The 12,153-nt window shown below is 65.6% G+C and carries 7 protein-coding genes; 5 read left to right on the forward strand and 2 right to left on the reverse strand.

The window, feature by feature from the left end:
- On the forward strand, positions 1-2,192 hold a 2,192-nt coding region (locus HUV01_RS06080; RefSeq protein WP_174297410.1), incomplete at its 5' end, for a serine/threonine-protein kinase.
- Here the strand turns inward: HUV01_RS06080 and HUV01_RS06085 are convergent.
- Complete coding sequence (locus HUV01_RS06085; RefSeq protein WP_174297411.1) at positions 2,182-2,769, reverse strand: ECF-type sigma factor; 588 nt, start codon at positions 2,767-2,769, stop codon at positions 2,182-2,184. The two genes, HUV01_RS06080 and HUV01_RS06085, sit on opposite strands and share 11 nt — an antisense overlap.
- A 138-nt stretch (positions 2,770-2,907) precedes the next feature.
- Between HUV01_RS06085 and HUV01_RS06090 the strand changes: the two genes are divergently transcribed.
- Both HUV01_RS06090 and HUV01_RS06095 read left to right on the forward strand, forming a co-directional pair.
- The gene (locus HUV01_RS06090) at positions 2,908-3,864 is read left to right on the forward strand and encodes a PEP-CTERM sorting domain-containing protein (RefSeq protein WP_174297412.1); all 957 of its coding nucleotides are present in this window, start codon (positions 2,908-2,910) and stop codon (positions 3,862-3,864) included.
- A gap of 404 nt (positions 3,865-4,268) precedes the next feature.
- Positions 4,269-5,360 (forward strand): hypothetical protein, encoded by a 1,092-nt coding sequence (locus tag HUV01_RS06095; protein WP_174297413.1) that lies wholly within the window; start codon positions 4,269-4,271, stop codon positions 5,358-5,360.
- A 230-nt stretch (positions 5,361-5,590) separates the two neighbouring features.
- On the opposite strand, the gene HUV01_RS06100 is transcribed toward HUV01_RS06095, so the two are convergent.
- Positions 5,591-6,733: a helix-turn-helix transcriptional regulator gene (locus HUV01_RS06100; protein ID WP_174297414.1), complete on the reverse strand. Its 1,143-nt coding sequence runs from the start codon at positions 6,731-6,733 to the stop codon at positions 5,591-5,593.
- 342 nt (positions 6,734-7,075) lie between these two features.
- Here HUV01_RS06100 and HUV01_RS06105 point away from each other — a divergent pair, with 342 nt between their 5' ends.
- A complete protein-coding gene (locus HUV01_RS06105; RefSeq protein ID WP_217430929.1) occupies positions 7,076-9,922 on the forward strand; it encodes an alkaline phosphatase family protein in 2,847 nt (948 codons plus the stop codon).
- On the forward strand, positions 9,919-11,967 hold the full coding sequence (locus tag HUV01_RS06110; RefSeq protein WP_217430930.1) for a Ca2+-dependent phosphoinositide-specific phospholipase C: 2,049 nt from the start codon (positions 9,919-9,921) through the stop codon (positions 11,965-11,967). The genes HUV01_RS06105 and HUV01_RS06110 overlap by 4 nt, the downstream gene beginning before the upstream one ends.
- Positions 11,968-12,153: the final 186 nt, after the last annotated feature.

Genomic DNA, 12,153 nt, shown 5'->3' on the forward strand with positions numbered 1-12,153 from the left:
TGCTCGCCGCGGCCGAGGCGGCGAAGGGCTTTTTCGACCTGCCGCCACGCCTGAGCGGGCCGGGCCTGTTGCCGGATCTCGCGCCGGGCAGCCGCGTCGGCTCGTGGCAGATCGTGCGCGCGATCGGCCGGGGCGGCATGGGCACGGTCTATGAGGCGGCGCGGGCGGAGGGCGGCTTCGCCCAGCGCGCCGCGCTCAAGATCATCGCCATCGATGCCTCCGCCTACCTCGACCGCTTCGAGGACGAGCGTGCCATCGTCGCCCGCCTCGAGCACCCCGGCATCGCGCGCCTGTACGACGGTGGACTCGACGACGACGGCCACCCGTTCATGGCGATGGAGTTCGTCGACGGTACGCCGATCGTCGACTTCGCGCGGGGGCTGCCATTATCCCGGCGACTGCAGCTCTTCCTCGACGTCTGCGACGCGGTCGCGCATGCCCATCGCAACCTCGTCGTTCATCTCGACATCAAGCCGGGCAACGTCCTCGTCACCGGGGACGGTGCGGTCCGGCTGCTCGATTTCGGGGCGGCCCGCGCGTTGACGGCAGGGCTGCCGGCGGGGGCCGCCACGCCCATGCTGACGCCGGCCTATGCCGCGCCCGAGCAGTTGGCACATGCGCCGGTGACGACCGCGACCGACGTCTATTCGCTCGGCGTCCTGCTTCGCCAGCTGGTTACCGGCGAGCTGCCGCCAGGCCTCGGGGCCGGCGAGCATCGCGCGCTGCGCGGTGATCTCGCCGCGATCGTGGGCAAGGCGCTGCGCGCCGACCCCGCCGAACGTTATGCCAATGCCGACGCCCTCGCAGCCGACGTGCGCAGCCATCTGCGCGGGGAGCCGATCGCGATCCGTCGCGATCAGCGGCTCTACGTCGCGGGTCGGCTGCTCCACCGCTTCCGCTGGGCCGCCGCCGCCGCCGCGCTGGTAGTCGCTGCGCTTGGCGTCGGGATCGTCGCCACGACCATCCAGGCGCGGCGCGCGATCGCCGAGCGCAACCACTTCGAGGCCGAAGTCGCGCGGACCGATGCGGCGATGGACTATTTCGCGCTTATGTTCCACACCGCCGCCGCGGCCGGAGGCACCTCGCCGGTGACGGCGGAGCAAGTCCTCCAGAAGAGCGTCGCCAACCTTGACCGGAGCTTTGCCGGCGATCCGGCGAATTACGGCCGCGTCGTGGAATTTCTCGCCGACCTCTATTCGGAGATGACCGACGAAAGCGCCGGCGTCGCGCTCGAAACCCGCTATCTCGCCTCGCCCGCGGCACATGCCGACCCGGCCACGGCCAGCCGGGTCAGGCTGATGCTGGCGCAGTCGAAGCTGCGCTCGGGCGACATCGATGACGCCGCCGGCCAATTGGCGGTGGCGCAGGCGTGGTGGCGGGAACACGCGCCGCGCTATCTCGGCGAGCTGGCGCGCAGCCGGATCGTCGAGGGCCAGATCGTCAAGGCGCGGCACGATATTCCCGGTGCGATCGCGGTCCTGCGGCTCGGCCTGGCCGAGTCGGCCGCGCCGGCCGCCGGCGTGCCGCCCGAGGACGTGTCGAACCTGAAGAACAGCCTCGCCCTCGCCCTGATGGCGAACGGCGACTTCGACGCGGCCGACGGCCTGATGGCCGAGGTGCGCGCCTACCGCGAGCGACAGGGGCGAACCGACGACAACCTCCTTACCGCCATCCAGAACCAGGGCGCCATCGCGCTGGCACGGGGCGATCTGCCGCGCGCCGCCGGCCTGTTGCGCCAGTCGATCGACACGCGGACGGCGGTCATGGGCCCGTCCGGCGCGCTCGCCGCCGCGGAGCTCAACCTGTCGCGCACGCTCTTGCTGGAGGACAAGCCGGTCGAAGCGGCTGCGGCCGCGCGCGACGCGACCGACGTCGCCCTGCGCTACACGGGGCCGAAGAGCGCCTTGACCGTGGGCGGGCGCGTGCTGCGGGCAGCCGCCGCGGTGGAAAGCCGGGATGCAGCGGCGGCATCGTTGGTCGCCGCCGCCATGGCGGCATCGGCCGACAAGACCGATCCGCTACGCGCGCTTGCGCTGGCGACCGAGGCCGAACAGCGGGCGACGACCAGGCATTCGGCCGACGCCCGGACCGCCCTCGCCGCCGCCGATGCGATGATGCGGTCGAGCGGTAGGCCCGGCCTTCTCGCCCGGCCGGTCTACGACCATGTGCGGCGGCGCGCGCTCAGCCGTTGAGTTCGCGGAACAGCCACGCCCTGGCCTTGAGCCAGTCGCGCCGAACGGTCCGCTCGTTGACCCTGAGCGCCTCGGCCGTCTCGCCGTCGGTATAGCCGGCGAAATAACGGCACTCGACGACCGAGGCGAGGCGCGCGTCGAACCCGGCCAGGCGATCGACCGCGTCGTTCAGCTCGACAAGCGTCGCGTCGGGCATCGCCTGGGCGGCCAACGCCCTTTCGGTAAGAGTCGTCCGGCCGCCGACCGGATTGCGTTTCATGCGCAGCCGCGCCCGGGCGGCGCTGATCAGGATATGCCGCATCGCCTGGGCGGCTGCGCACAAGAAGTGGGGACGGTCGGTCCAGCCCTCATGGGCATTAAGTTTGAGCCACGCCTCGTGGACAAGCGACGTCGTCTGATGGTCGAGCGGGCGACCAAAGCGGTAGCGTTCCCGCCGGGCAAGCCGGCGCAGCTCGGGGTACAGCGCCGCGAAGCCGAGTTCGCCGCCGGTGCCCTGCAAGGTGCCGACCGAAGCCATTGATCTGCTTAGTTGCACAAGGGGGCGGCAACGAAAAGCGGATTGGGCGACAAAGGCCAACGCGGCTTCGACAAATATTTCCTCGGCCCGCTGTCCGGAATCGCGTCGCTACGGCGTGATCCTGAACAGCGACGCAAGCTGCGCGAGCAGCGGCGACTGATGGAGCCGCCGCGGCCGGGCCGGACAAGGGGCTGAGAAATGATGGGACCGGCAAAACTCTGGGTAATCGGCGTAGGCACGGCCATGGCGGTGTCAGCGGGGTCCGCCACCGGGCAGACGCTCTATGCGGCCGACAATTTGACCAACGGCGCGCTGAGCGGCGTCGTCCTGCTCGACAAGGCGACGCTGACCGAGACCAATTCGTTCCTGACCGACCCCCCGATCGGCGGTCTGGCGACCGACGGCAGTAACGTCTACGTCAGCCAGCCCGGCGGCATTTCGCAGTATGACAGCGGCGGCGTTCTGCTCGGTAGCTATGCCAATGTCGGCATCGACAAATTTGGCGATCTCGCTCTGTCGGGGAACATGCTTTATGCCGCCGACAACCTAACCAACGGCGCGCTTAGCGGCGTCGTCACCCTCGACACCGCGTCGCTGACCGAGCTGTCGTCGTTTGTGACGGCCGGCCACATCGCCGGCCTCGCGACCAACGGCGCTGACATCTTCGCCAGCCTGCCCGACGGCATCGCGGAATATAGCCTTGATGGCACCCTGGTCGGGAGCTACGCCAACGTCGGCATCGACGGCTTCGGCGCACTGTCGTTCGCCGATGGAACGCTCTACGCGGCCGACAACCTGACCAACGGCGCCCTCAGCGGCGTCGTCATGCTCGACGCGTCGCTGACCGAGACCGGATCATTCGTGACGACCGGCCATATCGCCGGACTGGTCAGTGACGGGACGACCACCTTTGCGAGCCTGCCCGACGGCATCACTGCATACGACAACGCCGGAAATGTCGTCGGCAGCTACTCCAACGTCGGCATCGACGGCTTCGGCGCGCTCGCGATGGCCGCGCCGGCCGCCACCGGCGCCGTGCCCGAGCCGGCGGCGTGGACGTTTTTTGTGATCGGGTTCGGTGTAATCGGCTGGTCGCGACGTCAGGCCGACATTAGAAAGCCGCAGACTTTGATTAACCGGAAAATCTGTAGATAGTTAGACGGAAGAAGCGTCCAATATCTCCATTTAGTCCCGTTTAGCTTTGCTACCCAACCCCCGGGCGTAAGACAGCTTGAGCCGGTTTCTAGTATTGTCGTGGGAAAGCGAGCGACGAATTGAGATTAACGAACGTCTGATCTTGGCACGCGACGTCTCGTATCTGAACGGCGGCTATTGGGGTCTTGGCGCAACGCGACCGCGTCATCACAAAGTTCAAAGATCCATGTCCGGAAACGGGACCATACGGCGTATCCCTATACAGGACGATGTTACATTTAAACTGAATCTGTCGCCGCAGCAAGATGACCGCTCTTTGCAGGAGATCGTGAGGTCAATTGGCAACGCATGCTCACCAAGCCCGCAAGCAACTCGTCTTTCTGATCACGTCACAGGAGATAACAATGGCCGTATTCAATTTTCGCTTGGATAGTTTTAGTATCGAGAACACGCGGTCGCGCCACACAGACACCGATCACGTCGCCATTGGTCTTCGGCTAGACGGTCAGCAGTACGTTACCCAAACGAGGAACATGGGCGACCTTAACAACGGCTCTTACCCCGTTGGCCTGGCTTTCACCAACATTATTGTCACAGATAACTCGACGGAAGTGGTGTTTAATTGGCAGGTTATCAACAACGGTCATAGTTCGCAGGCCGGGTTAGATAATGCGTTGACTTCGGGTGCGACGCAGCTCGCTTCGACAGCCGCGACAGCGCTTGGAGATGACGTGCTGCCAGGAACAGGTTCGGTTTGGGGTAAGGTTGCAGGCGCAGTGGTGGGCTGGCTCGGCGGAATGGTGTTTGCCGATTGCGATGGCCCCGTCGCAGTGGACCAAGTCGTGCTGAATGGCGCCACGCTCGCTGCCTGGACGGCGTCGGGCACTCACAGCGAGACCCGCTACTATCCCGGTATCGATTCAGCGCATGGCTGCGGCAGCAATTCAAAATATCATTCCACTTTTTCAATCTCACGAGCGGCGATGCAGGATGGCTGGCGCTGGTGCAGCAAGTGCCAAGGCATGCATTTCGCCGGTGGCGTTACTCCCGGCGTCTGTCCAGCGGGCGGCGCGCACAATCATGACAGCTGGAACTACGCCTTCGCGGTAAATGACCCCTCTGCCAACGGCCAGGGCGGGTGGGGCTGGTGCAAGAAATGTCAGGGAATGGGCTTCGAGCAGCGGCTCAGCACGGCGTCGCCACAACCGCCGATCCGCCGACAAGACGGGAAATCGTGGTCATTGTTCCAGGGAGCGTGCCCAGCTGGCGGCGGTCACGACATGTCCGACAGCGGGTCCTACGTGATCTCTACCGCCGATCCGAATGCGCGGGGACAGCAGAACTGGAGTTGGTGCCAGAAGTGCAATATCCTCCATTACACCGGAGGGTTGGCCGCCGGAACAACGGACAGTTCGTCTGCCGGACCATGTCCAGGTGGCGGCTCTCACACTAGCCAGGGCAGCGGCAACTATGTGGTATTGTACGCTGGGGCGTGATGTCAGCGTGATGGCGACCTAGCCGGAGGCACGGGCACACGGCGATGACGAACGATCCGACTGTCAAGGAGCGTATCTGATAGACTATTTGGCTCTAGGAGGCCGTTGTCGGGTTTTCGGCAACAGACCATAGCGCAACATGAATAAGTGACCGCTCACGATAGATAGCTAAGTGCGTCCGAATGTCCGACCTTGGGGTTTCGCCGGCTCACACTCTTGCGGGAGAGCACTTAGTTTGGGCGCCGCACCGCTTTTGAAAGCGCCTCATCGTAGCCCGCGCTCCGAGCAGTTATATTCGATAGGCCACCCATGAGGGCGACGACCTCGGCTTGACGGCGGCAGCCGGTCTTCGCAAGCACCGCACGAACTTGGTTGCGGATTGTCGTTACCGACAAGTCGGCGTTGATCGCGATCTTCCCGACTGAATCTCCGGCGCTCAGCTGTCTTGCGATCCTTGCCTCGGAAGGTGTTAGGTCAAACAACGACTGGACCAACTCGGTCGCTGGGGCGTGGACCGGCGCAACAGGAGTAAGAACAAGGACACCGGCGCCACGGACGAACACATCCCGCGCAAGTTCGCGTACGGGGATGATGTGCGCGACCAGAGCGGCTGCGCCGTTCCGGGCCTTGATCGCGAAGGAGCGCACACCCTTTCGCTTGTTGCCCGGCGCATCGAGGCTGCCGATGGCCTGTCGGAGAATCGCGTCGGCGGCTGGATCGACGAGGGCAAAGCGATCGCGCGCTTCCCACCGGACAAGATCTTCCAGACCCTCAATCAGCGGATTGACGGCGAGGATGCACCCGGCCGCGTCGAAGACCAGGGCGGGAATGCCGATGGCGGCCAGCATCGCCCCGATCGCCTGCGCGCGCTGGAGGCGGAGCCGGGTTGCGATCAGCGCGCTCCGCGCGAGATGGGGGCGCAGGATGTCGAGCTGATCGACCGCCGCCGCGCCGACCGGCCCAAGTTTGCGGTCGCGTTCGAAGGTGATGACCATCGTCTCGCCCGTCGGCAGCGGGATGGCGGTGGCGGCTGCCCAGCCCAGACCGAGCGGCCACAGAACGTCGCGATACAATAAGTCCTCGCCCATTTCCGCCTCGTCCCGGTACCCGGCTTGGTCGGTAAGGAAGCCACAGTGCCGCAGCCCGACCAAGCGTCGGAAGCGCTCGCCGCAGGCCATCAGGTTGTGACGCTGCAGACCGTCCCAGACTGCCACCAAGCTGTCCGACGCGGTCCAGCCCAGAACCTCGGTGTCGGCGGTCAGCAACGCTCCGCCCCGCGCCGCGGCGATCGTTGCGATGTCGTCAAGAACGCTCGGCCACGACTCCGGAACGAAGGCACATTCGTAAATCCGGTCGATCAGGGTCTCGTACACTTTGAACTCGCATAGTGGCTGAGGACGTCTCAAGCAGCCCACGCCATGAAACACCTCGTCCACCAACAAAAAAATCTTGGGCTTTGATCCATTCTGATCATGCGCGACGCGGGGAGAGGCCGATACTGCCCGGACTCGGTGACTGCATGGGATCGCCGCGAGCGATCAAAGACAGCCCAGCCTCGAACATCGCGGGGCCCACTGCGGCGCACCACGTTGGCAGCGAGATGACGACGTCCGACCGTTGCACGCACCTTGGGAGGATTTATGGCAATCGGAAGTCAGAAAGCTGGCGGCATCTTTTCGACCGGATTGGAGCAGGCGGTAAATTTCGCGCCGCCAGTGCCGCCCCACATCGCCACCTTCGTCATGGACAGCTTGAGTATTCTGGACACGCGGTCGCGCCATAACGACACCGACTATGTCTATCTCGCCGCCACGGTCGGCGCCAACGATCCGGTCTATGCGACCAGGCCCCTGGGCGATCTCAACAATGGCACGCACGGCGTCGCCCTGAGCGTCGAGGTCGACATCCCCGACGACGAGACGATCGTGGTGTTCAGTTATGTCGTCGTGAACAGCGGACATGGCGGCAGCGGCGCGCGCGAGCGAGCCGCCCAGTCCGCCCTGTCGACGATCGGCAAGGAAATCATCGCGCATGGCGCCGTGGCGGCCGGCGCGATCGTCGTCGGCACCATCCTCGTTCCGATTGTCGTCTCCGCGCTGGCCGCCGTCGCGGGGATATTGGCGCTAACCGAGGTCGGCCTCATCCTGTTCGCCGACTGCGACGGGGTCGTCGCGGCGGGCGCGCTGCCGTTCCGATGCAGCGATCTCATTGCGCGGACGAATGCGGGGCATCATGTTCCCGACGTTCAGGCCCATGCCGGCACCGACTCGCCGATCGGTTGCGGCTCGAACTCGCGCTATTCCACGACCTGCCACGTCACCACCAGACCCGCGATCCAGACCATCCTCGATCTCAACGGCGAATGGGCCGGCGGCCCCTTTATCACCGTGCACGGCGATACAATCGCGATCGACATGTCGTCGTCGCACCGGCCCGCGGCGCACGGGACTGTCTTCGACGCGACGCACATCTCGGTCAATTTCCCCGACGACAAGAGCTACACTGGCATCCTTCAGGCGCCAAACATCATCAAGTGGTCGAACAACTCGACGTGGACCAAGGTCGTCGCGACTACGCCGATCATCGACCTCAACGGCGGCTGGATGAGCGGCGGCGTTCTCGGGCCCAGGATCAAGGTCGAAGGCAATCTGCTGTCGGTCGACATGTCGGCGCTGAATCGGCCGAACGCCACGGGCAATATCGTCAACGGCTCGACGATCTCGGTCAGTTTCCCCGACGACAAGACCTACATCGGAACGCTTCAGCAGCCCGACACCATCCGGTGGTCGAACAACTCGACCTGGACCAAGTTCGACCGGTCGGTCATCAAGCATCTCTTCGTGCTGGTGATGGAGAACCGCGCCTTCGATCACCTGCTCGGGGCGCAGGGGATAACCGGCACCGATACTCAAACGGGAAAGCCGACGAAGGCCGAGGGCATTGCCACGCAATCCATCATGGTTGGCGGCGTGCTGACCAACGACTATGCCAGTCGCCACTATGCGGTCTCGCCGACCGCCGGCGACAAGACGTTCAAGACCCACGACGTCAATCACCAGTTTCCCAACGTCCTGACGCAGCTCTGCGGCGAGGCGGCGGGTGCGGCGTTCGCGGCGAGTGGCGGCCTGCACGGCGGCAACTACCCGCCGGTGGTCGCCGCGGACAAGCGCGGCTTCGCTGCCGACTATGCCGCGCACTCCGACGTCGACAACCCGGGCGAGCCGATGCGGTGCTTCGCGCCGGGCGACCTGCCGGTCCTGACCGCGCTCGCCAAGGAGTTCGTGCTGTGCGACCACTGGTTCAGCGCGATGGCCGGGCCGACTGAGCCCAACCGCATGTTCGTCCACGCCGCGTCGTCCGGTGGCTGGGACGACTCGCCGACCAACTCTCAATATGAGGAGATCTATGCCGAGAAGGTCGCGGGCGCGTCCGGCCACGGCATCAAATTCGACAATGGTACTATCTTCGATGCGCTGCGCCGGGCGAAGGTGCCGTTTCGCATCTATGCCGGCGACCAGTTCCCGCAAGTCGGCCTGCTGTCGGGGATCAGCCTCTTTTCCGACGTCGACGACTTCGAAGACTTCGCCGGCGACATAAACGAGCCAACCTACAACGCCGCGTATACGTTCATCGAGCCGAAATACGAAACGATCTCGCAGAACGCCGGCGTGCCCTTCGTCAACAATTCGCAGCACCCGGCGAACGGGGTGGCGATCGGCGAGACGCTGATCAAGCGCGTCTACGAAACGATCCGCAACTCGCCGCTGTGGAACCGCAGCATGCTGATCGTCACGTGGGACGAGCATGGCGGCTTCTTCGACCATGTCACGCCCCCGCGCGCCGCGCGCATCCCGGCCGGATCGCCGCCCAAGGACATCGAGGGCAAGAACCACGGCTATATGTTCGACCAGTACGGCCCGCGCGTCCCGGCGGTCGTGATCTCGCCGTGGTGCCCGCAGAACATGATCGAGCATCGCCAGCTCGAGCATTCGGTCATTCCGGCGACGATCGAGCAGCTCTTCGGTCTGCCGCCGCTGACCGTGCGCGACGCCGCCCTCGTCGGCCTCCACACGCTCGCGACGCTCGACACGATGCGCAACGTCGTCACGCCGATCCCGGACGCCGTCACCGTCGCGGAACCAGCCGGTCCGGTGCCGGCGACGACGACGCTCGCCACCAACGAGTCGGCGCCGGCAGTCGCCACGATGAGCGGCGCGACGATTTCGCCGGCAGCGTCGGACGTGGGGGTGCCGGTCGTCGCGCCGCTTCCGTCGTCGCCGCTCAACTTCGGTGATCCGCGGTTGCCGGCGGCGCTGGCGGTCGCGGTCAAGGCGCATATGGAGGCGGTGCCGGCGGAAGCCGACGCCATCAGAGCCCGCGGTTTCAACCTGAAGACAGTCGACGACCTCACGCGGTATCACGCGGATATCACCCCGATCGTCGCGCAGGCTAGGACAGCGGCGCGCCAGCAGAAGTTGCTCACGCGGAAGCAAGGCGTCGTCGCGGCGGGTCCAGTCGTCGCGGTCCACGAGATGGTCAAAGCCCAGGTAGTCGGCGCTTGAGCGGCGCCTACTTGCCCTTCCGCTTGCTGCTCATCGTGGCCGCAATGTTTGGCTCGGTCGCCGTCGCGGCGCCGCATTTGACGGTATCGACAGCAACCGACGGTTCGACGATCTACCGCATCGACCAACTGGAGGTTACGCAACCGCTCACCGCCTATCCCGGCGTGGTGTTGCGGCAGGGCGACGTGCTTCACGTCGCGGCGGGCGGCTGCGTCCAGACGGGCGGCAGCGGCCTGACCTGGAAGCGCTTCGTCGACCCGACCGGCGCGAATGCCGAGCGGATATACAGCGGCACGCTGGAGATCGCGGGCGCGACGCCGCTGCCGCGCGGGCGGATCGCGAATTGGATCGGCGTCCCGATCGCGGTCACGGCCGCGGCCGCCACGCTTCAGATCGGCTACCAGGACGACGGCTACGGCGACAACGGCTACGACCATCCCGATCCCGGCACGGACGGTCAGTGCGTCGGCCAGGGTCCGGCATGGGTGACGATCACCGTCGCCAAGGGCGCGCCGCCGCCGGCAAGCGATCCCCGTTACAACGAGGTCGCGATGAAGTCGGTTCACAACGCGTACCAGCGCGACGAATCGCTGCCCGACATGCTCGGTTTCCACCACCTGCGCTCGGTCGAGATCGACATCCACGACAGCAACGAACGCGACCAATGGCCAGAGCTAAACCGCGACTGGTACGTGTATCACAACACCGGCGTCGGGGCAGACGACAGCTCGACGTGCCGCAAGCTGTCCGACTGCCTGCGCCTGCTGCGCGCCTATCATCAGGCGGTGCTGAACCACGAGATCATTACCGTCTTCATCGACCTCAAGGACGGCTTCCGCGCTCAGCGGCAACAGTCGGCGGAGGATTTCGAGCAGGCGCTGCTCGACTGGCTCGATCCCGACCGCGCCGATTATCTTACACCCGCCGTGCTCGCCGCGCGCTGCCGCTCCGGTCCCGCGCGGCGCGGCGACTGCGGCTGGCCGCACCTGTCTGAACTCCGCGGCAAGTGGGCGATCGTTCTGACGACCAACGGCTCGCTGCCGACCTACCTCAACTGTTCGAACCCCCCCGCTGTCGGCGCCACCTGCGCCGTCCGCCGGCTTGCGTTCGTCGCGCCCGAGCTGTGTCTGTCGGGCGACGATCCGCTGGTATCGTGTCCCGACAAGGCGATCGCGGCACACCCCGAAGCGCGGTTCTTCAACCTCAATGCAGCCCAGCCGTCGCTCCTCGCGTTCGGCCCCGTGCTGCGGCTCAAGGGCTTCATCGCTCGCGCCTATGGCCTCAGCCCGGCGAACGGCGACTGGCCCGCAGCGCTCGCGAACGGCATCGAACTCCCGTCGACTGACGAGGTGAACGCCGCCCCGCCGACGTCGATGATCACCGCGAACGCGCAGGGCTGGCCATTCACCTGCCTGCACGAAGACTGCAACGCGCGGGCCGCCGACCAGCCGACGCTCGGCGTCCGGGTCGCTTCGGGCGACATCTCGGGTCACAGCGACGACTTCGTGTTCGCCGAGGCGCGGCGGACGCCCGCGCAGATCGAGACGCGGTTGTTCGCGCCCGGCTCGTCGGTCGCGGAATGGGCGAAAGCCTGCCTGATGGCGCGCGCCGCAATGACCGCGACCGCCGCGTATTTCGCGATCTGCCGCAGCGCGGATAAGCACGCACCGTTCATACAATACAGGCTCGCCGACGGCGCCGACACCGCGCAGGTCGAGATCGACCCAAACGTCTTCAAGCCCGATCTTGACGTCAGCCGTGAGAGCATCACGGCGTTGCGGCTGTCTGCTTCAAGTGATGGCCGCTGCTTTACGGCGGAAGCATCGCCTGATGGTGTAATCTGGCAGCCAGTCGGCAGCCGCATGTGCTTAGCCTTCGCGCTTACGCATCGGGGCATCGCCGCCAGCTCGCACGGCGGTACGCCGGTCAGCTTCGGCTACGTCGGGCTCAAGCTCGACGGAGTGAGTGCAAATTCGACCGCACTGAACGTCGCCAGCCGCATCGGGTCCGTTCAACGGGCAGTGATTGCCGACCGTCCCTTGTGAATGCTTACGACCGATGATCGTCTCTGCACGGCGAATTATAGCGTTGATATCTCGGATGAACGGGCGTCCGCTTTTGGATGTCGGCGCTAAGGCGTTAAATGTCTGGATGTGGGGTCTTACCGCTCCACGAACGCAAACTCATGCTGGCCGTCCCGCATTAGTAGGGCTCGCTTGCCATCCTTGCTG

It is taken from the genome of Sphingomonas bacterium, assembly GCF_903643035.1.
Taxonomy (GTDB): domain Bacteria; phylum Pseudomonadota; class Alphaproteobacteria; order Sphingomonadales; family Sphingomonadaceae; genus Sphingomonas.